Origin of the sequence: Streptomyces plumbidurans (genome assembly GCF_019857225.1) — a bacterium.
Classification (GTDB): Bacteria; Actinomycetota; Actinomycetes; order Streptomycetales; family Streptomycetaceae; genus Streptomyces; species Streptomyces plumbidurans.
Genome location: NZ_JAFJSY010000035.1, coordinates 17,429 through 42,203, shown reverse-complemented (window position 1 = coordinate 42,203; position 24,775 = coordinate 17,429). Strand labels below are relative to the sequence as shown.

Genomic DNA, 24,775 nt, shown 5'->3' with positions numbered 1-24,775 from the left:
TCGTCACTCCTCGGTCGGTCGGGGCATGAGTGGATCTCATGGTGGTACGAGGAGATCCCGCGCTCCCGGCCGTCAGGGGCAACGTGGTGGTTCACACACTCTCGTGCTCCGGGCGCCGGAGGCCGCCCAGCGCCCGGAGCACGAGGGACTGAGGCACCGTCAGGCGGTGCGGACCTCGGCGATCGTCACCGGCCGGTGCTCGTGCAGCGACAGCGTGCAGGCGTCCGCGATCCAGCCGGCCTCCAGGGCGTCGGCGACCGTGCAGGGAGACGGGCGCTTTCCGGCGACGACCTCGGTGAACGCGGTGAGTTCGGCGCGGTAGGCCGCCGAGAAGCGGTCCATGAAGAAGTCGTACGGCGTGCCGGCCGGGAAGGTCACGCCGGGCTCGACGGAGCGCAGCGGCAGCCTGTCCTCCAGACCGACCGCGATGGAGTCGGCGAAGCCGTGCAGCTCCATGCGGACGTCGTGACCCCGGGCGTTGTGGCGGGAGTTGGAGACCACCGCGATCGTGCCGTCGTCGAGGGTGAGGATCGCGCCGGTGGTGTCGGCGTCGCCCGCCTCCTTGATGTACTCGGCGCCGCGGTTGCCGCCGACGGCGTACACCTCGACGACCTCGCGGCCGGTCACCCAGCGGATGATGTCGAAGTCGTGCACCGAGCAGTCGCGGAAGATGCCGCCGGAGGCGGCGATGTACGCGGCCGGCGGGGGCGCCGGGTCCAGCGTCGTCGACCGTACGGTGTGCAGCTTGCCCAGCTCACCGCTCTGCACGGCGGCGCGGGCGGCGACGAAGCCGGCGTCGAAGCGGCGGTTGTAGCCGATCTGGATCGGCACGTCCGTGCCCTCGACGGCCTTGAGCACCTGCACGCCCTCGGCCATGGTCCTCGCGACCGGCTTCTCGCAGAAGACGGGGATGCCGGCCTGCACCCCGGCCAGGATCAGCGCGGGGTGGGCATCCGTCGCGGCGGCGACCACGATGCCGTCCACACCGGCGGCCAGCAGCGCCTCCGGCGAGTCCACGACCTCGCCGCCGAACCGCTCCGCGGCCGTCTTGGCGGCGTCCGCGAACGGGTCGGTGAGGACGAGCGACTCGACCGCGTCGAGTCCGGACAGGGTCTCGGCGTGGAAGGCGCCGATACGGCCGAGGCCGAGGATTCCGATACGCATGAGGGTGTTGCTCCTAGAGAGGGTGCGGTTGTCGTGACCGGTTCTCAGTCGAGGCCGCCGAGCACGTTCTGGTCCCAGTCGATCACCGATCCGGTGACCACGCCGGAGCGGTCGGACAGCAGGAGGACCACGAAGTCGGCGATCTCGTCCGGCTGGCCGAGCTTGCCCATCGGCAGCTTCGCCGCGGCCTGCTCCCGCCACTCGTCGTCGGCGCCGTGGAACTTCTTCTGGGTCGCGTCCTCGCCCTCGGTCTCGGTCCAGCCGATGTTGAGCCCGTTGATCCGGATGCGGTCCCAGCGGTGCGCGTGCGCCGCGTTGCGGGTCAGGCCGATCAGACCCGCCTTCGCGGCGACGTACGGCGCCAGGAACGGCTGCCCGCCGTGCGCCGACGACGTGATGATGTTGACGATCGTGCCGGGCGCCTTGCGGGAGACCATGTCGGCGACGGCGGCCTGCATCGCGAAGAACGGCGCCTTGAGGTTGATCGCGACGTGCTGGTCGAACAGCTCGGGCGTGGTGTCCAGGAGCGTGCCCCTGGACGTCAGGCCCGCGGAGTTGACCAGGCAGTCGATCCGTCCGTACGCCGCGACCACGTCGCCCACGGCGGTGCCCGCCTGCCCGGCGTCCGCGAGGTCGGCGCGGATGAACATCGCCTTGCCGCCCTCGGCCGTCAGCTCGGAGACCAGCGCCTCGCCCGGTGCCGGGCGGCGCCCGGTCAGCGCCACGACCGCGCCCTCGCGGACCGCCGCCCGCGCCACGGCGGCGCCCACGCCCTGACTGCCGCCGTTGACGAGCACGACCTTGTCGTCCAGAAGTCCCATGCGTCCCTGTCCTCTCAGCTTTCCCGGCGACCGGCGCCGGCCCGCAGCTCGCGCCGTAGCGCCTCGGGAGTCCATGTCTCGCGCAGTGCGCGCCGTACGACGTCCGCCTGCGAGGGCGGGGCGAGGCCGTCGGCCGGCGGATCGCTGTCGAGGTTGGTCGGGAAGGGGTAGCCCTCGGCGCTCGCGGCGATCACGTTCTCCAGCCAGTCCTCGCCCGCGCCCTCGGCCCTGCGCGCGAGCAGCACGGGGAAGACCGCGCCCGCCACGGCCTCGCGGTCCACCGTCTCCATGGCCCGCCCGAACGCCGAGGACACCTGCAGCAGATTGGCCGTGCGCCGGATGTCCGCGGAGCGGTTGGTGCCGGCCGCGTGGAACACCGCCGGGTTGAAGAAGGCCGCGTCGCCCTTGGCGAGCGGGAGCTGGACGTGGTGCTCGTCGAAGTACGCCTGGAACTCGGGCAGCCGCCAGGCCAGATAGCCGGGCTCGTACTGCTGCGAGTACGGCAGATACAGCGTCGGCCCGGACTCCACCGGCATGTCGCAGTGCGCGACCGCGCCCTGGAGGGTGAGCACGGGGGAGAGGGCGTGCACGTGGGCCGGGTAGGCGGCCGCCGCCTCGTTCGACAGGAATCCCAGGTGGTAGTCCCGGTGCACGGTCTGCGCCGCGCCGCCCGGATTGACCACGTTGACCTGTGAGGTGACCTGGTAGCCGGGACCGAGCCAGGCCGCCGAGACCAGCGCCAGGATGTCGTTGGCGTAGTAGTCGGCGAACGCCTCGGGGTCGTGGAGGGCCGCCTTCTCCAGCGCGTTCCACACCCGGTCGTTGGCGCCCGGCTTGGCGAAGTGGTCCCCGGCGGCCGCGCCCGAGGCGCGCTGCTCGGCGATCAGCGCGTCGAACACCGCGCTGAGCCGGTCGACAACGGACGGCTCGGGGAACGCGCCCCGGAACACCACGATGCCCGGCCCCTGCGTGAGCGCCCGGACCAGCTCGGCCCGCACGGGGCGCGGCTCGGCCGCGCGCAGCCGCTCGCTGTCGTAGATCAGGACGCCCTGCTCCACCGCGGAGGCATGCGCGTAGTCGGCGACATCGGTGGTGCGCTCGACCAGCCGGCGCAGCTCGGCCAGGTCGCAGTCCTGCTCGGACAGCCAGGCACGGAGTTCCACGGAGGTGGGGGACATCGTCGTTCCTTCGGTCGGAGGTGCCGCGCACTGCTCGGTGACAGTCCTGACGCGCCCTGCCATTCTTGTCATGACAAACCTGTCGAACAACCAGCACGGTGCCATCAAAAACCCCTCAAGAGCCGAGGCAAGGAGCGACGGATGGGCCACCCCTTCCCGATCCGGGAGATCGCACGTCAGGCGGGCCTGAGCGAGGCGACCGTGGACCGGGTCCTCAACGGCAGGGGCGGAGTGCGCGAGAGCACCGCGCGGGAGGTCCAGCAGGCCATCGCCGACCTCGACCGGCAGCGCACCCAGGTCCGGCTCGTCGGCCGCACCTTCATGATCGACATCGTGATGCAGGCGCCGGAGCGGTTCTCCACCGCCGTACGCGCCGCCCTGGAGGCGGAGCTGCCCGGGCTGCACCCAGCCGTGGTGCGCTCGCGCTTCCACTTCCGTGAGACGGGCCCGGTGGCGGAGCTGACCGCCGCCCTGGACCGGATCGCCCGGCGCGGCTCGCAGGGCGTGATCCTCAAGGCGCCGGACGTCCCCGAGATCACGGCCGCCGTGGGCCGGCTCGCCGAGGCGGGCATCCCCGTCGTCACCCTGTTCACGGACCTGCCCGCCACCGCACGCCTCGCCTACGTCGGCATCGACAACCGCGCGGCCGGCGCGACCGCCGCCTACCTCATGGGCCAGTGGCTGGGCGAGCGCCCCGGCAATGTGCTCACCAGTCTCAGCAGCGGCTTCTTCCGCAACGAGGAGGAGCGCGAGATGGGCTTCCGCAGTGTCATGCGCACCCGCCACCCGCAGCGCACGCTGGTCGAGATCGCCGAGGGACAGGGCCTGGACGCCACCCAGTACGACCTGGTCCGCGCCGCCCTCGAACGCGACCCGGACATCCGCGCCGTCTACTCCATCGGCGGCGGCAACATCGCCACCCTGCGCGCCTTCGAGGACCTCGGCCGCGAGTGCGCCGTGTTCGTCGCGCACGACCTCGACCACGACAACACCCGCCTGCTGCACACGGACCGCATCTCCGCCGTCCTCCACCACGACCTACGCCAGGACATGCGCGAGGCCTGCCACACCGTCATGCGCGCACACGGCGCCCTGCCACCCGCGGGACCTACGCTTCCCTCGGCGATCCAGGTGGTGACGCCTTACAACATGCCGCCGCAGGTTGGGGGGTGAGCTGGGGGTTGCGGGGTGAGCTGGGGGTTGCGGGGTGAGCTGGGGGGTGCGGGGTGAGTCGGGGGTTGCGGGGTGAGCCGAGGGTTGTGGTTGAGGAGGGGATGCGGGTTGAGGAGGTGGGCGCGGGTTGAGCGGCGGGCCGCGGGGATAGCCCAGGGTTGCGGGTTGAGCGGCGGGTCGCTGGGTGAGTCGGGGGTTGTGGGTTGAGGAGTGGACGCGGGTTGAGGAGATGGGCGCGGTTTGAGCTGGGGGCACGGGCTGAGCGGCGGGTCGCGGGCTGAGCCGGGTCGTGGCTGAGGAGAGGATGCGGGCCGAGGAGTGGACGTCGGCTGAGGAGTTGTGCGCGGATTGAGCGGCGGGCCGCGGGTCGAGCCGGGGCCGCGGGGTGAGCCCAGGGTTGCGGGTGAGCGGCGGGTCGCGGGCTGAGCCGGGGGCGTGGGTTGAAGAGAGGACGCGTGCTGAGGAGATGGGCGCGGGATGAGCGGCGGGCCGCGGGGTGAGCCCAGGGTTGCGGGTGAGCGGCGGGCCGCAGGGTGAGCCCAGGGTTGCGGGTGAGCGGCGGGTCGCGGGCTGAGCCGGGGGCGTGGGTTGAAGAGAGGACGCGTGCTGAGGAGATGGGCGCGGGATGAGCGGCGGGCCGCGGGGTGAGCCCAGGGTTGCGGGTGAGCGGCGGGCCGCAGGGTGAGCCCAGGGTTGCGGGTGAGCGGCGGGTCGCGGGCTGAGCCGGGGGCGTGGGTTGAAGAGAGGACGCGTGCTGAGGAGATGGGCGCGGGATGAGCGGCGGGCCGCGGGGTGAGTCCAGAGTTGTGGGTTGAGCCGCGGGCCGCGGGTTGAGTCGGGGCCGCGGGCTGAGCCGGGGGCCAGGGGTTGAGGAGAGGCCACGGGTTGAGGAGAGGGTTCATGACGAGGACGGAACTCGTGGAGATCGAGGGCGTCCGGCTGCTCGCCACGCTCACCACGGGCGGCGAGGTGGGCCTGCTCGCGCTGCACGGCAGCAACGAGGGCGGCACGGCCGAGCTGGCCCGGTCCGTGGCCGAGCGCTGCGGCGCCACCAGTCTGGTCTTCACCCAGCCGGGAGTGCCGGAGCCGGTGCACATCCCCTCCGCGCGCATGGCGGTCGATCACTGCGACCTGCTGCGGATGTTCCTGTCCCATGTCACGGTCGCGGTCTCGCTGCACGGCCACAGGCGACGGGCGACGCCGCGGTCCATCTTCCTCGGCGGCGCCAACCGCCCGGCGGCACATCTGCTCGCCTCCGGCCTGAGCGCCCTGCGGCCCGAGTTCGACCCGGTCACCGACCTCGCCGCGATCCCGGCCTCCCTGCGCGGCGTGCACGCCAGGAACCCGGTGAACCTGCCCCGCCGCGGCGGCGTTCAGGTCGAGCTCCCGTTGTCGGCCCGTACCCGCAGGCCCGGTTGGGATCCGGAGGTCCCGGACAACCCGCCGCGTCCGGTCGTCGATGCCCTCGTCGCCGGCGTCCGACTGCTGGCCGCCAAGTGCGTCACGCCCCCGGGACGTTGACCCAGGCGCCGCTCGCACTATGGCGGCACTTGGCGCGGCGTCCCACAGGGTGGCGCCGTACGGTGTGCTCTCCGCTGGCTGCTGGCAGCCAAGTGCGTTACGCCCCCAGGAAGTTGACCCAGGCGCCGCTTGCGGCCGACCGCACCATCGCCTCCACCGCGGCGGCACTGCGCACGGCATCCCGCAGGATGGTGCCGTACGGTGTGCTCTCCGCCGGCTGCTGGCAGCCAAGTGCGTCACGCCCCCGGGACGTTGACCCAGGCGCCGCTCTCGGCCGATCGCACCATCGCCTCCACCGCGGCGGCACTGTGCACGGCGTCCCGCAGGGTGGCGCCGTACGGTGTGCTCTCCGCGATCGAGCGTACGAAGCGCTCGGCCTCGATCACCTTCAGGTCGTCGTAGCCCATGGCGTTCGCCGCGCCCGGCTGGAACGCGCCGAACTCGCCCGCGCCCGGGCCGACGTACACCGTGCTGACCGGCTGGTCCTGGTAGCCCGTGCCGCGGCTGACTCCGAGTTCGTTCATCCGGCGGAAGTCCCAGAAGACGGCGCCCTCGGTGCCGTGCACCTCGAAGCCGTAGTTGTTCTGCTCGCCGACCGAGACCCGGCAGGCCTCCAGGACGCCGCGGGCGCCGGAGGCGAAGCGCAGCAGGCAGTTCACGTAGTCCTCGTTCTCGACCGGGCCCAGCTCGCCGCCGGTGGCGCGGGTGTGGCCCGCCGTGGCGCCGGTGGGGCGGGCCCGCTCGGGGATGAACACGGCCGTGTCGGCCGTCAGGGACTCGATGTCGCCGAGCAGGAAGCGGGCGAGGTCCGCGCCGTGCGAGGCGAGGTCGCCCAGTACGCCGCTGCCGCCGCGCTGCTTCTCGTAGCGCCAGGTCAGGGCGCCCTCGGGGTGGGCGGCGTAGTCGCTGAACAGGCGGATGCGGATGTGGGTGACCCGGCCGATCGCGCCCGAGGAGATGAGGTCGCGGGCCGTCTCGACGGCGGGCGCGTTGCGGTAGTTGAAGCCGACGGCGCCCTGGACGCCCGCCCCGGCGACCGCGTCGGCCACCGCCCGCGCGTCCGCCGTGCTCAGCCCGACCGGCTTCTCGATCCAGATGTGCTTGCCCGCCTCGGCCATCGCGACGCCGATCTCACGGTGCAGGAAGTTCGGGGCCGTGATGGACACCGCCTGCACGCGCGGGTCCTTCGCGACCTCGCGCCAGTCGCGAGTGGTGGAGGCGAAGCCGAACTGCGCGGCGGCCTCCTCGGCCCGGCCCGGCACCTCCTCGGCGACGGTCACCAGCTGCGGGCGCAGCCCCAGTCGCGGGTAGTGGTGCAGGAGGCGGGCGTACGCCTGGGTGTGCACCCGGCCCATCCAGCCGAACCCGACGACGGCGACACCGAGCGAATCCACCATGACAGCCCCTCTTTGGACCGGTCCACAACCTGTCCACGCCACCCTGAAGGCCCGATTCCGCAGCTGTCAACCCTCCCCGGACCCTTTGACAAGCCCGGCCGGCTCATGGAACGGTCCAGGCCATGAAATCGCCGACGATCCGCGACGTGGCCGAACGGGCCGGGGTGTCGAAGTCGCTGGTCTCGCTCGTGCTGCGCGGCTCGGGCCAGGTGCGGCCGGAGAAGCGGGACGCCGTGCTGCGGGCGGCGCGCGAACTCGGTTACCGCCCCAACGAAGCGGCGCGCGCCCTCAGCGAGCAGCGCACGCGCACCGTCGGCGTGCTCCTCAATGATCTGCGCAACCCCTGGTTCGTCGACCTGCTCGACGGCCTCAACCCGCTGCTGCACGACAGCGGCCTGCGGATGCTCCTCGCGGACGCCCGGCTCAACCGCCGCACCGGCCAGGACCCCGCCCAACCGCTCCTGGACCTGCGCGTGGACGGCCTGGTCGTCGTCGGCACCCTGCCCGACCCGGCCGCCCTGGGCGCGGCCGCCGAACGGCTCCCGGTCGTCGTTGCGGGCGCCCGTGAGCCGGTCCCGCCCGGCGTGGACGTCGTGGCGTGCGACGACGAGCGCGGCGCCCGGCTCGTCACCGAGCACCTCATCGGGCTCGGCCACCGGCGCATCGCGCACATCGCGGGCTACGGCGCCGTCGGCGACCTGCGCAGACGCAGCTTCGAGGCGACGATGGCGGCGCACGGCCGCGCCGACCTGGCCCTGGTCGAGCCGAGCGACATGACCGAGGAGGGCGGCTACCGCACCACCGTCCGGCTGCTCAGCCGCCCCGAGCGGCCCACCGCCCTGTTCGCCGTCAACGACATCGCCTCCGTCGGCGCGCTCTCGGCCGCCGAGGAGCTGGGACTGCGTGTCCCGCGGGACGTGTCCGTCGTCGGCTACGACAACACGAGCATCTCCCGACTGCGGCACGTCTGGCTGACCACCGTCGACAACGCCGGGCACGAGGTCGGCCGGCGCGCCGCCCGCTGTCTGCTGGATCGCTTCGAACGGCCCGGGGGAGCGGGGCAACTGCACTTGACCGCACCGACGTTGGAGATCCGCGGGACGACGGCACCGCCGCCGGAGGGATGAGCACGCTCCCGTTGACGGCCGGGTCCCCCGCACGGTCGACCCCGTTCACAGATTGATGGCGTACACCTTCCGAAGGGTCTCGTGCACGGTCCACGTCGTGCGATCGCCCTCGCGCAGCACCGCCATGTCCCCGGGGCCCACCGTCAGCGTCGGTCCGCCCTCGACCTCGATCGTCGCCGACCCGCTGACCACCACGAACAGCTCGTCGGCCTCGGTGTCGGTGACGACGCCCGGGGTGATCTGCCAGATCCCGCGCAGCTGCCGGCCGTCGGCCGACTCCCACACGACCTTGCCGGTCACCTCGGGTGTCCCGGAGACGATCTGCCCGGGGTCGAGGGGTTCCGGTTCGAGTTCGGCGTCCGCGACGCGTACGGCGAAGCTGTGGGTGCTGTCGGTCATGGCGCGACCCTAACGAGACCGCCCGCCGGGCGGGCCTGGACACTGTGCGCGGTATCGGCCCAGGTGACGGGACACTTCGTCGCGTCCGCCGCGTACCGACGCCCCGGAACAGCACCGCGAACCCGCCCCGGGCCGGTGGCCGTACCCATCGGCGTGATGGACGCGTCGCTCGCCGTGATCGTGGCCGGGGCCGAAGAGATCGTCGCATGATGGCGTCACGGACCCGCCTTCCTGCCATAAGGTCTGCCGCGTGGGGACCGACATGGATGGAGCCATCGAAAGTCGCTCGGCCGACGGACGCTGGCAGATGGAGTTCGACCTGCTCGACTTCCGGCCGCCCCGGGACTACGTCGCCTGGGAGTGTCTGTTCGGCGTGCGCGGGACGGGAGACGTGGAGCGCCCGCTGTTCGCCGACCGCGGACTGCCGGACGACGTCTCGGATCCGGTACGGGAACATGCGCTCGGCGATCACCAGCACAACCACACGCATGTCACCTGGGCCGAGGCCGGCGCGGTCGACTGGGACGAGCCGCTCGCCTCGCGGCCCGCCTGGTACTGGACGCACCGGTCCGATCCCGAGGGAGAGCACCTGGTACGGGTGACGCCCACCCTGCGCGAGGCCGCCGGCGCGGCCTACGGGGGAGGCTTGCACCTGGCGCCGCCGGAGTGGCCGCCCGGCACCGAGGTGCACCTGGACGGCGCGGTGTACCGGCCGGTGGTCCTGACCGCCCGGATGCTCGCCCCGCCGGACGAGGGATGCTGGGCGGAGGTGTGGAGCGCCATGCGGGACCTCGCGGCCGAGCGGGGCGACGAGCACGTACGGCTCATCGTCTGGTTCGGTTGAACCGCGCACCCGGGAAGGGAGCCGACATGACCACCGACGCCACAGACGCCACCGACGCCGGGGACACGACCGTCACCGACGAAGCGGTGAACAGCCTGGCCGGCGCCGCCGACCCGCGCCTGCGCGAGCTGCTCTCCGGGCTCATCCGCCATCTGCACGCCTTCGCGCGCGAGACGCGGCTGACGCAGGAGGAGTGGGAGCGGGCCGTCGCCTTCCTGACCGCGACCGGGCAGACCTGCACGGACACCCGGCAGGAGTTCATCCTCCTGTCCGACGTGCTGGGCCTGTCCATGCTGGTCGAGACGATCAACGGCGACCGCGCGCCGGGCGCGACCGAGTCGACGGTCCTCGGCCCCTTCCACATGACCGAGTCCCCGGCCCGCGAACTCGGCGCGAACATCGACCTGGTGGGCGGCGGCGAGCCCTGCGTGGTCAGCGGCCGGGTGCTGTCCCGCGACGGAACACCGCTGCCGGGCGCGCTCCTCGACGTCTGGCAGGCCGACGGCAACGGCTTCTACGACGTCCAGCGCCCGGACGTGCAGCCACCGGGCAACGGACGCGGACTGTTCACCGCGGACGCCGAGGGCCGCTTCTGGTTCCGCACCTGTGTGCCGAGCCCGTACCCGATCCCGACGGACGGCCCGGTGGGCGCACTGCTGCGCGCGACCGGCCGCCACCCCTACCGCCCGGCCCACGTCCACTTCATCGCCACGGCCGCCGGGCACACCCCGGTGACCACGCACATCTTCGTCGCGGGCAGTGACTACCTGGACTCCGACGCCGTGTTCGCGGTCAAGCCGAGCCTGGTGCAGGAGTTCGCCGAGACGGACGATCCCGCACTCGCGCAGGAGTTCGGCGTCGCGAACCCGTTCCGGCACGCCCGCTTCGACCTCGTACTGGAGCGGTCGTGAAGGACGTGCTCGACTTCTCCTACCAGTCCCGGCCCGTCCGGGTCGTCTTCCGCTCCGGCGCCGCCACCAACGCGACCCCCGGCGAGGCCGCCGCGCTCGGACTGCGCCGGCTGCTGGTGGTCTGCGGCAGCCGGGGCACGGCCACCGCACGCGCGGTCGCCGACGCGCTCGGCCCCGCCTGCGTGGGCCTGCACGACGGCGCCCGGATGCACGTCCCCGTCGAGACGGTCGACCGCGCCGTCGAGGTGGCCCGCGCGGCGGGCGCCGACGGCTGCGTGGCGGTCGGCGGCGGCTCCTCGATCGGACTCGGCAAGGCAGTAGCCCTGCGCACCGGCCTGTCGCTGATGGCGGTGCCCTCCACCTACGCCGGCTCGGAGATGACCCCGGTCTGGGGCCTGACCGAGCACGGCGTCAAACGCACCGGCCGCGACCCCGTGGTCCTGCCGCGCAGCGTGGTCTACGACCCCGACCTCACGCTTTCCCTGCCGGTGCCGCTCTCCGTCACCAGCGGCATCAATGCGATCGCCCACGCCGTCGAGGGGCTGTACGCCCCCGACACCTCGCCCCTGATCGAGCTGATGGCCGAGGAGGGCGTACGGGCCATGGCGCGCGCCCTGCCCGCGGTGGCCGCCGACCCGGAGTCGAAGGAGGCCCGCGGGCGCGCCCTGTACGGCGCCTGGCTGTGCGGCTCCTGCCTCGGCGCCACCACCATGGGCCTGCACCACAAGCTGTGCCACGTCCTGGGCGGCACCTTCGGTCTGCCGCACGCCGAGACGCACACGGTGGTCCTGCCCTACTCCCTCGCCTACAACGCGCCAGCGGTCCCGGACGCCTCCGCCGCCCTGGCCCGCGCCCTGGACACGACGGACGCCCCGCGCGCCCTCAAGGACCTGGCCGAACGGCTCGGTGCCCCGCGCAGCCTGGCCGAACTGGGCCTGAAGGAAGCCGACTTGACGGAGGCCGCCGCACAGACGGCGGGCCAGGCGTACGCCAATCCGCGCGCGGTCTCGGCGGCGGACGCGCTCGCCGTGCTGCGGGCGGCGTACGAGGGCGGCCCGCCGGAGTTCCCGGCAGCCTGACCCGCGCTTCCCGGCAGCCTGCCCCCTGCCCCCTGCCCCCTGCCCTCTGCTCTCTGCCCTCTGCTCTCTGCCCTCTGCCCACTGTCCCCTGCCCTTTGCCCGCCAGTGTGCCCGCAATACAGCGGACAAAATTGTTGACAATCTTGTCTGGCTAGATTTACGTTCGACAGGCACTCACTCAGGGAGGGCACAGATGCCGAACCAAGCCCGTCCGAGCACCGGAGAGCAGGCCAAACAGCATGCGTTCACGCAGCTGCGGCAGGCGATCCTGCACGGCGAGATGGCACCGGCGCAGCGGCTGGTGGAGAACGAACTCGCCGAGCAGTTCGGTGTGACACGGGCCAGCATCCGGGCGGCACTCATCGATCTGGAGGCCCAGGGCCTCGTCGAGCGGATCCGCAACCGCGGCTCGCGGGTGCGGGTGGTGACCGTCGAGGAGGCGGTCGCCATCACCGAGTGCCGCATGGTCCTCGAAGGGCTGTGCGCGGCGAAGGCGGCCACCCTGGCCGGCGACGAGCAGCTCGCCGAGCTGACCGAACTGGGCACGGCGATGACCAAGGCCGTGGCCGACGGTGAGCCGGTGACCTACTCCGAGCTCAACCAGCAGCTGCACGCCAAGGTCCGGGACCTGTCGGGGCAGCGCACGGCCGTGGATCTGCTGGAGCGGCTCAACGCCCAACTGGTGCGCCACCGCTTCCAGTTGGCGCTTCGGCCGGGCCGTCCGCAGCAGTCCCTGAACGAGCACCTGGCGATGATCGAGGCGATCAGGGCCAGGGATCCGCAGGCGGCCGAGACGACCGTCCGCGCCCACCTCACCAGCGTGATCGAGGCGCTGCGCGACTGACGCGACCGCGCCGGACGCGGGGGAGGCGGGCGCCCACCCGTCCATCAAGGAGATTCGAGCATGACCCAGGCCAACGCGCCCGCCTCCCCACCACCCGACGGCGCTCGCGCGGGGCGGTCCCCGTCACGTTCCACCCTGGTCGTCACCGCGCACGCCGGGGACTTCGTGTGGCGGGCCGGCGGCGCCATCGCCCTGGCCGCCGCCCGCGGGGAGAAGGTCACCATCGCCTGTCTGACCTTCGGCGAGCGCGGCGAGTCCGCCAAGGCGTGGCGCGAGGGCAAGAAGCTGGAGGAGATCAAGGCGCTGCGCCGGGACGAGGCCGAGCGCGCCGCGGCCACCCTCGGCGCCGAGGTCCGCTTCTTCGACGCCGGTGACTATCCCCTGGTGGAGAGCGCCGAGTTGACCGACCGGCTGGTGGCCCTCCACCGCGAGACCCAGCCCGACGTCGTGCTCACCCACCCGGCCGCGGACCCCTACAACGGCGACCACCCGGCCGCCCACCGCATGGCGCTGCAGGCCCGCATCCTCGCCCAGGCGATCGGCTACCCGGGCGAGGGCGACATCATAGGCGCCCCGCCGGTCTTCTACTTCGAGCCGCACCAGCCCGAGATGTGCGGCTTCACGCCCCAGGTGCTGCTCGACATCACCGAGGTCTGGGACACCAAGCGCAAGGCGATGGAGTGCCTCGGCGCCCAGCAGCACCTGTGGGACTACTACACGGACCTCGCCGTGCGCCGGGGTGTGCAGCTCAGGCGCAACGCCGGACCGAACCTCGGTCTGGCCCACCGGACCATGGCCGAGGCGTACATGCGTCCCTACCCGCAGATCGCGAAGGAGCTGGCATGAGCGGCGTCGTCGTCACCAACCCCCCGAAGGCCGACGCCAAGGACGTCGAGGCGCTGGCCGGCTTCGGCGTGGCCACGGTCAGCGAGGCGATGGGCCGTACGGGACTGCTGGGCCCCGGGATCCGGCCCATCCAGCAGGGCGTACGCGTCGCGGGCACCGCGGTGACCGTCCTGAGCTGGCCCGGCGACAACCTCATGATCCACGCGGCCGTCGAGCAGTGCGGCGAGGGCGACTTCCTCGTCGTCACCACCACCTCCCCGTCCACCGACGGCATGTTCGGCGAGCTGTTCGCGACCGCGCTGCACAGGCGGGGAGTGCGCGGGCTGGTCATCAACGCCGGTATCCGGGACACCCAGGAGCTGCGCGAGATGGGCTTCGCCGCCTGGTCCCGCGCGGTCTCCGCGCAGGGCACCGTCAAGGCCACCGGGGGCTCCGTCAACGTGCCCGTCGCCGTGGACGGCCAGGTGATCCGCCCCGGCGACGTGATCCTCGCCGACGACGACGGCGTGGTCGTCGTACCGCGTGAACGCGCCCGGGAGGCGGTCGAGAAGTCCGAGGCCCGCGAGGTCAAGGAGGCCAAGTCGCGCGCCGCGTTCCTCGACGGCCAACTGGGACTGGACCGCTACGGGTTGCGCGAGAAGCTGAAGGAACTCGGGGTCGAGTACCGGACGTTCGAGGAGTACGAGGGGGAGCGGCCGTGACCGAGGAGCTGCCCTGTCTGCTGATGCGTGGTGGCACCTCCAAGGGTGCCTACTTCCTCGCCGGTGACCTGCCGGCCGAACCGGCCCTGCGCGACGACCTGTTGCTGCGCGTGATGGGCAGTCCCGACGAGCGCCAGATCGACGGCCTGGGCGGTGCGCACCCGCTCACCAGCAAGGTGGCCGTGGTCTCGTCCTCGGCCGATCCGCGGGCCGACGTCGACTATCTCTTCCTCCAAGTCGTGGTCGACCGGCCCGAGGTGAGCGACCGTCAGAACTGCGGGAACCTCCTGGCCGGCGTCGGCCCCTTCGCCGTCGAGCGCGGACTGGTCCCGGCCGGGCAGGAGCACACTGCCGTCCGCATCCGCATGGTCAACACCGGTGACTACGCGACGGCGACCTTCCCGACCCAGGGCGGCCGTGTCGACTACACCGGGGACGCGGAGATCTCCGGCGTGCCCGGGACGGCCGCCGCCGTGGTGATCGAGTTCCCGCCCGGCGCGAACCCGCTGCTGCCCACCGGCCATGTCCGCGACGAGATCCAGGGCGTGCCCGTGACCTGCGTCGACAACGGCATGCCGACCGTGCTCATGGCGGCCACGTCCTTGAAGGTGACCGGCTACGAGTCGCCCGCGGAACTGGAGAAGGACGCCGCGCTCGCCGACCGGCTGCGCGAGATCCGGCTGGAGGCCGGACGGCTGATGGGTCTCGGCGACGTCTCCGGCACCACCGTGCCCAAACTGACGCTGCTCGCCCCGCCCCAAGGCGGCGGCGCGGTCACCACCCGCACCTTCATCCCGGTCCGCTGCCACACGTCGATCGGCGTGCTCGGCGCGGCCAGTGTGGCCGCCGGGCTGCGGATCGAGGGCAGCGTGGGCGCGGACCTCGCGCAGGTCGACCCGGACGAGGACCGGGTCCGTATCGAACACCCCACGGGGTTCCTGGACATCGAGAGCAGCCTCACCGCCCCGAGCGGTGAACTGCCCTCCGCGCGCCGCACCGCCGTGGTGCGCACCGCCCGCAAGATCTTCGACGGCACCGTCTTCCCGCGGTCCGCCGCCACGGCACCCCTGCCCCCGCACACCCCGCAGGACCAAGGAGGTCAGCGATGACCCCGCCGCGCGGCGACATCGCCCACGTCGGCCATGCCCAGCTGTTCACCCCCGAACTGGACGCCAGCGTCGCCTTCTTCACCGACTTCCTCGGCCTCACGGTCAACGGACAGGACGGCGACACGGTCTACCTGCGGACCTTCGACGACTACGAGCACCACAGCCTGGTCCTCACCGCGCGCGAGCAGCCCGGCCTCGGCCGGCTCGCCCTGCGCACCTCCAGCGAGGAGGCACTGCAGCGCCGCGTCCGGGCGGTCGAAGCGGCGGGCGGCAGCGGCACCTGGGCCGAGGACGAACCGGGCCTGGGCAAGCTGTACCTGACCACCGACCCCGACGGCCACGAGCACGCGCTGTACTGGGAGAGCGAGCACTACCAGGCACCGCCGGAACTGCGCCCGGCCCTGAAGAACCAGCCGCAGGCCAAGCCCAACCGGGGCGTGGGCGTACGCCGCCTGGACCACATCAACTTCCTCGCCGCGGACGTGCTCGCCAACGCCGAGTTCCAGCAACAGGTGCTCGGCGCCCGGGCCACGGAACAGATCCGGCTCGACTCCGGGCGGATCGCGGCGCGTTGGCTGACGTACACGAACAAGTCGTACGACGTCGTGTACACGGAGGACTGGACCGGCTCCGAGGGCCGGCTGCATCACATCGCCTTCGCGACCGACACCCGCGAGGACGTCCTGCGCGCCGCCGATCTCGCCATCGACAGCGGCGTGTTCATCGAGACGGGCCCGCACAAGCACGCCATCCAGCAGACGTTCTTCCTCTACGTCTACGAGCCGGGCGGCAACCGCATCGAACTGTGCAACCCCCTCACCCGCCTCGTCCTCGCCCCGGACTGGCCCCTGATCACCTGGACCGAACAGGAGCGCAAGAAGGGCCAGGCCTGGGGCCTGAAGACCATCGAGTCCTTCCACACACACGGGACGCCGCCGGTCGCCTAGCGGGACGCGGCTCGGATCGCCCAGGAGCCACGGCTTGATTGTCGATGAGATTGTTGACAAAAACGTTGACTGTCGAGCCGTGGCTCCTTAGCGTCTAGCCACCCCGCACGAGAGGAAGAACAACGATGTCCCCCCTCGCCCCATCCGCCCGCGGCAGCAGGCTGGCCCTTCTGGTCGTCGGTCTGTGCTGGCTGGCCGTGCTCTTCGACGGCCTCGACATGTTCATCTACGGCTCGGTGCTGCCGCACCTGCTGGAGACGAGGACCTTCGGCATCACCGCCGACCAGGCGGGCGACCTGGGCAGCTACGCCACCTTCGGCATGCTGGTCGGCGCCCTGACCGCGGGGACCGTCGCGGACCGGATCGGCCGCAAGAGGCTGATGATCGGGTGCGTGACGCTGTTCTCGCTGGCCTCCGGGATCTGCGCGGTCTCCGGCGGCGTCGCCGTCTTCGGTCTCGGCCGCACCCTGGCGGGCGTCGGCCTCGGGGGGCTGCTGCCCACCGCCATCAGCATGGTCTCCGACTACGCGCCGCGCGGCCGCGGCGCCCTCGTCATCGGCCTGCTGATGACCGCGCACCACGCGGGCGGCATCCTCTCGGCGTACGTGGCCAAGTGGCTGGTGGACCCGGTCGGTTGGCGCGCCGCCTTCTGGGTCTGCGTCGTCCCGCTCGCCTTCGTCCCGCTGCTGATCAAGCTCCTGCCCGAGTCGCTGAGCTTCCTCGTCGCCAAGGGCCGCACCGACGAGGCGCACGCCCTGGCCGCCCGCTACGAGGTCCAACTGCCCGCCGTCACCGGCAAGAAGACCGCCGCCGACCGCTGGGACGCGCTGCTCGGCCTCTTCCGCGGCCGCGAGTGGATCCAGACCCTGCTGTACTGGCTGGCCTCCTTCGGCGGCCTGCTCCTCGTCTACGGCGTCGCCACCTGGCTGCCCACCCTGATGCGCACCGAGGGCTACGAACTCGCCAGCGCGCTGACCTTCGTCGTCGTCTTCAACCTCGGCGGCATCGTGGGCATGCTGGTCGCGGGCCGGGCGTCCGACCGCTTCGGCGCCCCGCGCATCTCGGCGATCTGGTTCGCGCTGACCGCCGTCGGCGTCTATCTCCTCAGCGTCCACCTGCCGATGGGCGTCACCACCCTCGTCGTCTTCCTCACCGGTGTCTTCCTCAACAGCGCCCAGACGATGATCTACGCCACCGTCTCCATCCGCTCCACCCCGGACAACCGTGCCACCGCCGTCGGCTGGACCTCCGGCATGGGCCGCTTCGGCGCCGTCTTCGGCCCGTGGCTCGGCGGCCAGTTGCTCGCCGCGGGCCACGGCGACTGGGGCTTCACCGCCTTCGCGCTGGCCGGCCTGTCGTCCATGGTCTTCATCGGCGTCGCGGCGCTGCGCACCCCGAGGACCGGCACCCGCGTCGGCACCGGCCAGGAACTGGTCACCGCACACTGACCGACGCTCGCCGGGTGGGGGAAATCCCCCAGGTGAACATGGAGGTCAGCCGCGTTCCGGGGGCCGGGCCGTGCGCATAGCTTCGGTGGCATGAGCGCAGCCACCAGGGAGCAGCGATGATCGAAGCGCGCGGTCTCAGCAAGCGGTACGGCCCGACCCTCGCCGTGGACGGCCTCGGCTTCGACGTCCGGCCGGGCGCCGTCACCGGATTCCTCGGCCCCAACGGGTCCGGGAAATCCACCACCATGCGCCTGATCATGGGCCTGGACCGCCCCGACGAGGGCACCGTCCGCATCGACGGCCGGGCCTACCACCAGCTGCCCTGGCCGCTGCGCGAGGTCGGCGCGCTGCTGGAGGCCCGCACCCACCACCCCGGCCGCAGCGCCGAGAAGCACCTGGCGGCACTGGCCGCGGCCAACGGCATCCCCCGCTCACGGGTGGGTGCCGTCCTGGACACCGTCGGCCTCACCGAGGTGGCCCGCAAACGGGCCGGCGGGTTCTCGCTCGGCATGGCGCAACGGCTCGGCATCGCCGCCGCGTTGCTCGGCGACCCGGGCGTACTGCTCTTCGACGAGCCGGTCAACGGCCTCGACCCGCAGGGCGTGCGCTGGATCCGCGATCTGATGAAGTCCCTGGCGGCCGAGGGGCGCACCGTCCTGCTCTCCAGCCACCTCATCAGCGAAATGGCCCTCACCGCCGACCACTTGATCGTGATCGGGCAGGGGCGGCTGCTCGCCGACACCAGCGTCGCCGAACTGACCGCCGGCGGGCGGTCGTTGGAGGAGGCCTTCTTCGCGATCACCGGGAGCAGCGCCGAGTACCGGGGCGTCGCCCCCGCCGAGCACAGGAGGCAGCCGTGAGCGCCGTACAGCCGAGGCTTCCCGTGGGCCACTACCGGCTCACACATGCCGCACGCATGGAGTGGATCAAACTGAGCAGCCTGCGCTCGACGTTGTGGGCGCTGCTCGCCACCGTGGCCGGGATGATCGCCATCGGTGTGGTCACGATGGCCAACACCAAGGCGCCGAGCGCGGACCACGCCGACACCTTCGACCCGGTGAACAACGTCCTGGCCGGGACCGCACTCGGCCAGGTGATCGTCGGTGTGCTGGGTGTGCTCGTGATCACCGGCGAGTACTCGTCCGGCGCGATCAGGTCCACCCTCGCCGCGGTCCCGAACCGGCCGGTGCTGCTCGCCGCCAAGGCCGCAGTCCTCGGCCTGCTCACACTGGCGGTCGGCGAGACCGTCACCTTCGTCACCTTCCTGGCCGGGCGGCTGGTGCTGACCGACGCGGTGCCCCGGCCGGGGCTCGGCGATCCCGGGGTGCTGCGGGCCCTCGTCCTGTCCGGCGTCTACCTCGCGATGGTCGGCCTGCTCGGCCTCGCGCTGGGCGCGGTGGTGCGGCACACCGCCCTGGCCGTCGGGCTGCTGGTCGGCGTGCTGTACGTGGTCCCCGCGGTGCTCGCCGGACTGACCGGGATGACCGTCGCGAAGTTCTTCCCGACCATGATCGCGGCGAATTCACTGGCCGTGAGCAAGCCGGTTGCGGGATGCCTGTCCCCATGGACGGGGTTCGCGGTGCTGTGTCTCTACGTGGCTGTCGCGCTCGGCGCGGGCGGGCGGCTGCTCGTACGCCGTGACGCGTAGGAACCACGCGGCCCGACCAGCACGCACGACGATCCGGAACGGGACACTGGGACCATGCGTGACACACATACGGGGGCGGCGCGGCTGCCGGGCGTGCTGCGGGCTCCGCTGACCCGGCGGGCCTGGTGGGAGGCCGCGTACTGCCTGGCCGGCTTTCCCCTCGCTCTCGTGGGGTTCGTGCTCGTCGTCGTGCTGCTCGCGCTCGGTGCCGGGCTCACCGTGTCGCTCGTCGGTGCCGTGCTGGGGCTGCTGTTCGTGGTCGTCTCGACGGGGCTGGCCCGGGCGCTGGCCGCGGCGCATCGCGGCCTGGCGGCGAACCTGCTGGGGGAGCGGGTGGCGCCGCCGCCTCAACTGCGGCCCACGGGACGGGTGTTCGCACGCCTCGACGCACGGCTGCGGGACGCCGCGGGATGGCGCTCGGTGGCGTACGTCCTGGCCAAGCTGCCCGTCGCGGCCGTCCAGTGGTACGCCCTGACCTGGTGGGTCACCGGCCTGCTCAATCTGTCCGCGCCGCTGCGCTGGGCGGTTTTCGCGCAGCGTCCGCACCCCGGTCAGGAGGGCATGCCGACCATCACACCGATCCCGGCCGGCGGCGGCGCCCCGCACAGCACCTCCTTCGCCGGTACGTTCGTGGCCGCCGCGATCGGCGCCGCCACCCTGCTCGCGGCGCCGTGGGTCACCCGCGGCATCGTCGCGGTGGACCGCTGGCTGGTCCGGGCGCTGCTGGGCCCGGGCGAACTCGCCCAGCGCGTACGGAACCTGGAGGAGACCCGCGCCCTCGCCGTCGACGACTCCGCGGCCCTGCTGCGCCGGCTGGAGCGGGACCTGCACGACGGCGCGCAGGTACGGCTCGTCGCGCTGGCGATGAGCCTCGACATGGCCAGGGAGCGGCTGGGCGCCGACGGCGAACCCGTCGCCGACCCCGACCGGCTGCGCCGGCTGATCGAGACCGCCCACACCAACGCCACCGAGGCCCTCACCGAGCTGCGCGACCTGTCCCGCGGCATCCATCCGCCCGTGCTGGACGACGGCCTGCCCGATGCCCTCGCGACCCTGGCGGCACGCAGCACCGTGCCCGTGGAGCTGGCCGTGGACATCCCCGAGCGGCCCACCCCGGCGATCGAGACGATCGCCTACTTCTGCGCCGCCGAGCTGCTGACCAACGTCATCAAGCACAGCGGTGCCCGCCGGGTGGTCCTGCGCGCTTCCCTGGAGGAGGGCCTGCTGCGGCTGCGGGTCACCGACGACGGCCGCGGCGGGGCGACGGTCGGTGCGGGCAGCGGCCTGACGGGGCTGGTGCAGCGGGTACGCACGGTCGACGGCACCCTGGACATCACCAGCCCGCAGGGCGGTCCGACGTCGGTGACGGTGTCACTGCCGCCGCACGCGTGAGCACCGGTCGGGAGGCCAGGTCGTGAGAGAGTGCCCGGTATGCGCGTCGTGATCGCCGAAGATGCCGCGGTCCTGCGGGAGTTGCTGGCGCTGATGCTCACCGACCGCGGCCATGAGGTGTGCGCCGCCGTCGGGGACGCGGACGCGCTCAGGGCGGCCGTGACCGAGCACCGGCCGGACGTCGCCGTCGTCGACATCCGGATGCCGCCCACCCACACGGACGAGGGCCTGCGCGCCGCCATCGACATCCGGCAGGACTGTCCCGGCACCGGGGTGCTGCTGTTCTCCCAGTACATCGAGACGAAGTACGCGCGCAGACTGCTGGCCGCGGGCTCGGCGGGCGTCGGCTATCTGCTCAAGGACCGGGTCGCGAACGTCGCCGAGTTCACCGAGGCCCTGAACCGCGTCGCCGACGGCGGTACGGCCCTCGACCCCGAGGTCGTCACCCAGCTCGCGGGCGCGGCACGCCGCACCGAGGACCTCGAATCGCTGACCGCACGCGAGCGCCAGGTCCTCGCGCTGATGGCGGAGGGCCGGTCGAACGCCGCGATCGCGCAGGCCCTGGTGGTGTCGGCCGGCACGGTGGAGAAGCATGTGGCCGCCGTCTTCGGCAAGCTGAACCTGCCGGCGTCGGAGGACGCCAACCGGCGGGTGCTGGCGGTGCTGCGCTACCTCGGCGCGTGAGCCGGACCCTCAGCGGGTGCGGACCCCGTCCAGGGCGATGGACAGCACCCGGTCCCGCTGGGCGTCGTCGGTGAAGACCGTGGCGGTGATGCCCGCGACCATGCGGATGAGGTCGCCGAAGTCCATGTCCTTGCGGGCCACGCCCGCCTGTTGCGCGCGCTCGAACAGCGGACCGCCGGCGGCGTACATCGACTCCCGGCAGGCGTCGAAGATCTCGGACTCCTCGTCGAGCGCCTCGCGCACCGCCCGCTTGGTCACCATGTAGCCCGCGAAACGCGCGAACCATGCGGTCAGCGCCTCCCACGGCTCCCGGTCGGCGACCTCCTCGGCGACCCGTACGAGTTCGTTGACGTCGTTCGCGTACACGCTCTCGAACAGTTCGCGGCGGGAGGGGAAGTTGCGGTACAGGGTGCCGATGCCCACCCCCGCGCGGCGGGCGATGTCCTCCAGGGAGGCATCGGCGCCGTGCTCGGCGAACGCCTCGCGCGCGGCGTCCAGCAGGGCGTCGTAGTTGCGCGCGGCGTCCTTGCGGTGCGGGCGGCGGGACGCCACGAGCGCCTGGACGGGGTACTGCTGGGCCGACACTGCTGCCTCCCGGGCGGGACGAGGTTGAAACGGAGGGGTACCTCCGCTACAGTGGAGGGGTACCTCCACTTTACCAGTGCGGGTGCGATCGCCGTGGATGCGTGCGGCCGCACGCATCACGCCCCTCACCTTTCCGCGACCGCTCACCCCGGCCGTCGGCGTCCCCGGCGCAGCTCAGCCAGCGCTCCGGGCCCGCACGACCGTGGCCGGAGAACCTCGGCCGCACCCCGTTCGTTCGGAGAGGCACCTTCATGCCCCGCAAGTCCACCCGTCTCACCTTCGCGGTCCTCGCGACCGGCGCCGGTGTGTTCGCCATGCTGCAGTCGCTGATAGCACCCGCGCTGCCGACCGTGCAGCACGCGCTGCACACCTCGCAGTCCACAGCGACGTGGGTGATGACGGCCTATCTTCTGTCCGCCTCCGTGTTCACCCCGATCCTCGGCCGCGTCGGCGACCTGATCGGCAAGAAGCGCACCCTCGTCGCCGTACTGCTGGTGGTGCTGCTCGGCTGTCTGCTGGCCGCGCTCGCCCCGAGCATCGGCGTCCTGATCGTCGCCCGGGTCGTCCAGGGCGTCGGCGGCGCGCTCTTCCCGCTCTCCTTCGGGATCATCCGTGACGAGTTCGACCCCTCCGAGGTGCCCGGCAGCATCAGCAACCTGTCCGCGGTGATCGCCGCGGGCGGTGGTGTCGGCATCGTCGCCGCCGGTCCGATCGTGTCCGCGCTGGACTACCGCTGGCTGTTCTGGATCCCCGTCGGCGTCGTCGCGGTCAATGTGCTGATCGCCCTGCGCTACGTCCCCGAGTCGCCCAACCGGGCCGAGGGAAGCGTCAGTTGGCTCGGCGCCGGTCTGCTGTCGGCCTGGCTGGTGGCGCTGCTGCTGCCGCTGAGCCAGGCAAGCGCCTGGGGCTGGGGCTCGATCAAGGTGATCGGCCTGTTCGCCGCTGCCGCCGTCCTGTTCGCCGCGTGGCTGCTGGCCGAGGCCCGCTCCCGCACCCCGCTGATCGACCTGCGCGTGATGCGGCTGCCCGCGGTGTGGACCACCAACACCGTGGCCTTGCTGTTCGGCGCGGGCATGTACGCCCTGTGGTCCTTCCTGCCCGGCTTCGTGCAGACGCCGACCTCCGCGGGCTACGGCTTCGGCGCCAGCGTCACGGCCTCCGGACTGCTGATGCTGCCCATGCTGGTGACCATGTTCTTCTCGGGCATCCTCAGCGGGCGGCTGGGACCGGTCGTGGGCGCCAAGCGGCTGCTGACGACCGGCTCCGCGCTCGGCGCCGTGGCCCTCGGCATGCTCGCCGTCTGGCACGACCAGCAGTGGCAGGTCGCCCTGGTCTCCGGGGTGTTCGGCCTCGGCATCGGGCTGGCCTTCGCCTCGATGGCCAACCTGATCGTCGGCAGCGTCCCGGCCTCCCAGACCGGCGCCGCGACCGGCATGAACGCCAACATCCGCACCATCGGCGGCTCCATCGGCGCCGCCGTCACCAGCGTCCTGGTCACCGGCCGGCTCCAGCCCTCGGGCCTGCCCTACGGCTCCGGCTACACGCACGGCTTCGCCCTGCTGGCCGTCCTGTGCCTGGCCGCAGCGCTCGCGGCGCTGCTGGTCCCGGTCGCCCGCACCGGACGTATGACGCCCTCGGCGCAATCCGCCGACGACCCGGCGGGCACCCAGTCCGAGGCGGTCACGACCGCGGGCCGCGGCTGAGCCACGGGGCCGGCCCGGACCACCCCGGGCCGGCCCTCGCCGCGTGCCCGCCGGGCCCGGCGAGAACACGGCTGCACGTGCGGTAAGGTCGATGTGCGCGATCGCGCGGTCCACCGCGCACGACGCACCGGGACGTGGCGCAGCTTGGTAGCGCACTTGACTGGGGGTCAAGGGGTCGCAGGTTCAAATCCTGTCGTCCCGACGGTGCGAAGGGTCTTCGCGGGCAGCGCCCGCGGGGGCCCTTTTCCGTGCTTCCCCTTTCGTGCCGCCCGGCGCCGCACAGCCCCTACGATGGCTGCCTTCAGCGCCTGTCTGTGTGCAGACCTGGGCTCGGCAAGGAGATTCCTGTGGGCAGTGAAGAAGAGTTACGGACGCCGACTCGCGGCGAACTCCTGGACAGGACCGGAGCGGGCCCCGTGGTGCCGCGTCTCGTGCTTGGCGCACGGCTGCGCGCCCTGCGGGAGGAGCGGGAGATCTCCCGCGAGGCGGCCGGTGAGGCCATCCGCGGCTCCCGCTTCAAGATCAGCCGGCTCGAGGCCGGCCGGCACGGGTTCAAACAGCGTGACGTGTCGGATCTGCTCACGCTCTACGGCGTCACGGACGAGGCCGAGCGGGCCACCTTGCTGGCGCTCGCCGAAGAGGGCAACGCTCCCGCCTGGTGGCAGTACTACACCGACGTGGTGCCCGGCTGGATGCAGATGTTCCTCGGCGCCGAACAGGCGGCGAGCGTCGTGCGCTGCTACGAGGTCCAGCGCGTGCCCGACCTGCTGCAGACCCCCGACTACGCCCGCGCCGCCCTCCGGCTCGCCCACACGGGCGCGTCCGCTCAGGAGATCGAGCGGCGCGTGATGCTGCGGACGACCCGGCAGCGGATCTTGCACCGGCGGCCCGCGGCCCAGCTCTGGGCCGTGATCGACGAGGCGGCGCTGCGCCGTGCGGTGGGCGGAGCGGCGACCATGCGCGCCCAGCTGCGGCACCTCATCGACATGTGCCGGCACCCGCAAGTCACCGTCCAGGTCCTGCCGTTCACCGCCGGCGGCCATGCCGCGGAGTGCGGGCCCATGACCATCCTGCGGCTGCCCGGCGGGCAACTGCCGGACGTCGTCTGCCTCCAGCAGCTCACCACGGCCCTGTATCCCGACCGGCCCGCCGAGATCGAGCGCTACTGGGACGTGATGAACCGTCTGGTGGTCGAGGCCGAATCGCCGGAGGAGACGCCGACGATCCTCCACCGCATCCTTCAGGAGACCTGAC

The 24,775-nt window shown here is 72.4% G+C and carries 23 protein-coding genes, 1 tRNA gene and 1 pseudogene; 19 read left to right on the top strand and 6 right to left on the bottom strand.

Annotation, left to right across the window (positions count from 1 at the left end; translation table 11 throughout):
• Window positions 1-159: 159 nt before the first annotated feature.
• From JYK17_RS22765 to JYK17_RS22755, 3 genes are read right to left on the bottom strand one after another with little or no spacing between them, the layout of a single operon-like run.
• On the bottom strand, window positions 160-1,164 hold the full coding sequence (locus JYK17_RS22765) for a Gfo/Idh/MocA family protein (RefSeq protein WP_108012179.1): 1,005 nt from the start codon (window positions 1,162-1,164) through the stop codon (window positions 160-162).
• A gap of 44 nt (window positions 1,165-1,208) precedes the next feature.
• Window positions 1,209-1,985: an SDR family oxidoreductase gene (locus JYK17_RS22760; RefSeq protein WP_108012180.1), complete on the bottom strand. Its 777-nt coding sequence runs from the start codon at window positions 1,983-1,985 to the stop codon at window positions 1,209-1,211.
• A gap of 14 nt (window positions 1,986-1,999) precedes the next feature.
• Window positions 2,000-3,163, bottom strand: a complete 1,164-nt coding sequence (locus JYK17_RS22755; protein WP_108012181.1) for a phytanoyl-CoA dioxygenase family protein — start codon at window positions 3,161-3,163, stop codon at window positions 2,000-2,002.
• 141 nt (window positions 3,164-3,304) lie between these two features.
• On the opposite strand from JYK17_RS22755, the gene JYK17_RS22750 reads away from it, so the two are divergent.
• The gene (locus tag JYK17_RS22750; protein ID WP_108012182.1) at window positions 3,305-4,336 is read left to right on the top strand and encodes a LacI family DNA-binding transcriptional regulator; all 1,032 of its coding nucleotides are present in this window, start codon (window positions 3,305-3,307) and stop codon (window positions 4,334-4,336) included.
• Window positions 4,337-5,236: 900 nt separating this feature from the next.
• Window positions 5,237-5,857, top strand: a complete 621-nt coding sequence (locus JYK17_RS22745; protein ID WP_222811080.1) for a poly-gamma-glutamate hydrolase family protein — start codon at window positions 5,237-5,239, stop codon at window positions 5,855-5,857.
• A 236-nt stretch (window positions 5,858-6,093) separates the two neighbouring features.
• Here JYK17_RS22745 and JYK17_RS22740 read toward each other — a convergent pair whose 3' ends face one another.
• Window positions 6,094-7,254, bottom strand: a complete 1,161-nt coding sequence (locus tag JYK17_RS22740; RefSeq protein ID WP_108012184.1) for a Gfo/Idh/MocA family protein — start codon at window positions 7,252-7,254, stop codon at window positions 6,094-6,096.
• Between the two features lie 122 nt (window positions 7,255-7,376).
• Between JYK17_RS22740 and JYK17_RS22735 the strand changes: the two genes are divergently transcribed.
• The gene (locus JYK17_RS22735) at window positions 7,377-8,381 is read left to right on the top strand and encodes a LacI family DNA-binding transcriptional regulator (protein ID WP_222811079.1); all 1,005 of its coding nucleotides are present in this window, start codon (window positions 7,377-7,379) and stop codon (window positions 8,379-8,381) included.
• A 45-nt stretch (window positions 8,382-8,426) separates the two neighbouring features.
• Here JYK17_RS22735 and JYK17_RS22730 read toward each other — a convergent pair whose 3' ends face one another.
• Window positions 8,427-8,780, bottom strand: a complete 354-nt coding sequence (locus JYK17_RS22730; RefSeq protein ID WP_108012186.1) for a cupin domain-containing protein — start codon at window positions 8,778-8,780, stop codon at window positions 8,427-8,429.
• A 250-nt stretch (window positions 8,781-9,030) separates the two neighbouring features.
• On the opposite strand from JYK17_RS22730, the gene JYK17_RS22725 reads away from it, so the two are divergent.
• From JYK17_RS22725 to JYK17_RS22665, 13 genes and pseudogenes are all read left to right on the top strand, one after another.
• Complete coding sequence (locus JYK17_RS22725) at window positions 9,031-9,624, top strand: hypothetical protein (RefSeq protein WP_108012187.1); 594 nt, start codon at window positions 9,031-9,033, stop codon at window positions 9,622-9,624.
• Window positions 9,625-9,650: 26 nt separating this feature from the next.
• Window positions 9,651-10,535 carry an intradiol ring-cleavage dioxygenase gene (locus JYK17_RS22720; RefSeq protein WP_222811078.1) on the top strand — a complete coding sequence of 295 codons (885 nt, stop codon included), beginning with the start codon at window positions 9,651-9,653 and terminating at the stop codon, window positions 10,533-10,535.
• Window positions 10,532-11,614 (top strand): maleylacetate reductase, encoded by a 1,083-nt coding sequence (locus JYK17_RS22715; protein WP_108012189.1) that lies wholly within the window; start codon window positions 10,532-10,534, stop codon window positions 11,612-11,614. The genes JYK17_RS22720 and JYK17_RS22715 overlap by 4 nt, the downstream gene beginning before the upstream one ends.
• Window positions 11,615-11,807: 193 nt before the next feature.
• The gene (locus JYK17_RS22710; protein ID WP_108012190.1) at window positions 11,808-12,458 is read left to right on the top strand and encodes a GntR family transcriptional regulator; all 651 of its coding nucleotides are present in this window, start codon (window positions 11,808-11,810) and stop codon (window positions 12,456-12,458) included.
• Window positions 12,459-12,518: 60 nt separating this feature from the next.
• Entirely contained in the window at window positions 12,519-13,304 is a 786-nt protein-coding gene (locus tag JYK17_RS22705) for a PIG-L deacetylase family protein (RefSeq protein WP_222811077.1), read from the top strand.
• Window positions 13,301-14,005 (top strand): 4-carboxy-4-hydroxy-2-oxoadipate aldolase/oxaloacetate decarboxylase, encoded by a 705-nt coding sequence (locus JYK17_RS22700; RefSeq protein ID WP_108012191.1) that lies wholly within the window; start codon window positions 13,301-13,303, stop codon window positions 14,003-14,005. Before JYK17_RS22705 ends, JYK17_RS22700 begins: the two co-directional genes overlap by 4 nt.
• 23 nt (window positions 14,006-14,028) lie before the next feature.
• Window positions 14,029-15,114, top strand: coding sequence for a 4-oxalomesaconate tautomerase (locus tag JYK17_RS22695; protein ID WP_222811118.1), 1,086 nt, complete (start codon window positions 14,029-14,031; stop codon window positions 15,112-15,114).
• A complete protein-coding gene (locus tag JYK17_RS22690; protein WP_222811076.1) occupies window positions 15,111-16,061 on the top strand; it encodes a catechol 2,3-dioxygenase in 951 nt (316 codons plus the stop codon). The genes JYK17_RS22695 and JYK17_RS22690 overlap by 4 nt, the downstream gene beginning before the upstream one ends.
• Window positions 16,062-16,186: 125 nt before the next feature.
• Window positions 16,187-17,509: an MFS transporter gene (locus JYK17_RS22685; protein ID WP_108012193.1), complete on the top strand. Its 1,323-nt coding sequence runs from the start codon at window positions 16,187-16,189 to the stop codon at window positions 17,507-17,509.
• Between the two features lie 116 nt (window positions 17,510-17,625).
• Window positions 17,626-18,264 (top strand): annotated as a pseudogene (locus JYK17_RS22680) (ABC transporter ATP-binding protein); the annotation flags it as partial.
• A 101-nt stretch (window positions 18,265-18,365) separates the two neighbouring features.
• Window positions 18,366-19,157, top strand: a complete 792-nt coding sequence (locus tag JYK17_RS22675; protein WP_108012195.1) for an ABC transporter permease — start codon at window positions 18,366-18,368, stop codon at window positions 19,155-19,157.
• A gap of 54 nt (window positions 19,158-19,211) precedes the next feature.
• On the top strand, window positions 19,212-20,549 hold the full coding sequence (locus JYK17_RS22670; protein WP_222811075.1) for a sensor histidine kinase: 1,338 nt from the start codon (window positions 19,212-19,214) through the stop codon (window positions 20,547-20,549).
• 39 nt (window positions 20,550-20,588) lie between these two features.
• Complete coding sequence (locus tag JYK17_RS22665) at window positions 20,589-21,233, top strand: LuxR C-terminal-related transcriptional regulator (protein WP_108012197.1); 645 nt, start codon at window positions 20,589-20,591, stop codon at window positions 21,231-21,233.
• A 9-nt stretch (window positions 21,234-21,242) separates the two neighbouring features.
• On the opposite strand, the gene JYK17_RS22660 is transcribed toward JYK17_RS22665, so the two are convergent.
• Window positions 21,243-21,818 carry a TetR/AcrR family transcriptional regulator gene (locus JYK17_RS22660; RefSeq protein WP_222811074.1) on the bottom strand — a complete coding sequence of 192 codons (576 nt, stop codon included), beginning with the start codon at window positions 21,816-21,818 and terminating at the stop codon, window positions 21,243-21,245.
• Window positions 21,819-22,069: 251 nt separating this feature from the next.
• Between JYK17_RS22660 and JYK17_RS22655 the strand changes: the two genes are divergently transcribed.
• The 3 genes from JYK17_RS22655 (at window position 22,070) to JYK17_RS22645 (ending at window position 24,774) form a co-directional block, all read left to right on the top strand.
• On the top strand, window positions 22,070-23,521 hold the full coding sequence (locus JYK17_RS22655; RefSeq protein ID WP_108012199.1) for an MFS transporter: 1,452 nt from the start codon (window positions 22,070-22,072) through the stop codon (window positions 23,519-23,521).
• A 128-nt stretch (window positions 23,522-23,649) separates the two neighbouring features.
• A tRNA-Pro gene (locus tag JYK17_RS22650) sits at window positions 23,650-23,723 on the top strand.
• A gap of 145 nt (window positions 23,724-23,868) precedes the next feature.
• The gene (locus tag JYK17_RS22645; protein ID WP_181362457.1) at window positions 23,869-24,774 is read left to right on the top strand and encodes a Sco1979 family transcriptional regulator; all 906 of its coding nucleotides are present in this window, start codon (window positions 23,869-23,871) and stop codon (window positions 24,772-24,774) included.
• Window position 24,775 lies beyond the last annotated feature (1 nt).

Coding starts and splice junctions, on each gene's coding strand:
- JYK17_RS22710 (WP_108012190.1), top strand. CDS start 11,808: ATGCCGAACCAAGCCCGTCCGAGCACCGGAGAGCAGGCCAAACAGCAT.
- JYK17_RS22720 (WP_222811078.1), top strand. CDS start 9,651: ATGACCACCGACGCCACAGACGCCACCGACGCCGGGGACACGACCGTC.
- JYK17_RS22740 (WP_108012184.1), bottom strand. CDS start 7,254: ATGGTGGATTCGCTCGGTGTCGCCGTCGTCGGGTTCGGCTGGATGGGC.
- JYK17_RS22705 (WP_222811077.1), top strand. CDS start 12,519: ATGACCCAGGCCAACGCGCCCGCCTCCCCACCACCCGACGGCGCTCGC.
- JYK17_RS22735 (WP_222811079.1), top strand. CDS start 7,377: ATGAAATCGCCGACGATCCGCGACGTGGCCGAACGGGCCGGGGTGTCG.
- JYK17_RS22670 (WP_222811075.1), top strand. CDS start 19,212: ATGCGTGACACACATACGGGGGCGGCGCGGCTGCCGGGCGTGCTGCGG.
- JYK17_RS22730 (WP_108012186.1), bottom strand. CDS start 8,780: ATGACCGACAGCACCCACAGCTTCGCCGTACGCGTCGCGGACGCCGAA.
- JYK17_RS22655 (WP_108012199.1), top strand. CDS start 22,070: ATGCCCCGCAAGTCCACCCGTCTCACCTTCGCGGTCCTCGCGACCGGC.
- JYK17_RS22700 (WP_108012191.1), top strand. CDS start 13,301: ATGAGCGGCGTCGTCGTCACCAACCCCCCGAAGGCCGACGCCAAGGAC.
- JYK17_RS22760 (WP_108012180.1), bottom strand. CDS start 1,985: ATGGGACTTCTGGACGACAAGGTCGTGCTCGTCAACGGCGGCAGTCAG.
- JYK17_RS22665 (WP_108012197.1), top strand. CDS start 20,589: ATGCGCGTCGTGATCGCCGAAGATGCCGCGGTCCTGCGGGAGTTGCTG.
- JYK17_RS22755 (WP_108012181.1), bottom strand. CDS start 3,163: ATGTCCCCCACCTCCGTGGAACTCCGTGCCTGGCTGTCCGAGCAGGAC.
- JYK17_RS22685 (WP_108012193.1), top strand. CDS start 16,187: ATGTCCCCCCTCGCCCCATCCGCCCGCGGCAGCAGGCTGGCCCTTCTG.
- JYK17_RS22695 (WP_222811118.1), top strand. CDS start 14,029: ATGCGTGGTGGCACCTCCAAGGGTGCCTACTTCCTCGCCGGTGACCTG.
- JYK17_RS22765 (WP_108012179.1), bottom strand. CDS start 1,164: ATGCGTATCGGAATCCTCGGCCTCGGCCGTATCGGCGCCTTCCACGCC.
- JYK17_RS22690 (WP_222811076.1), top strand. CDS start 15,111: ATGACCCCGCCGCGCGGCGACATCGCCCACGTCGGCCATGCCCAGCTG.
- JYK17_RS22750 (WP_108012182.1), top strand. CDS start 3,305: ATGGGCCACCCCTTCCCGATCCGGGAGATCGCACGTCAGGCGGGCCTG.
- JYK17_RS22745 (WP_222811080.1), top strand. CDS start 5,237: ATGACGAGGACGGAACTCGTGGAGATCGAGGGCGTCCGGCTGCTCGCC.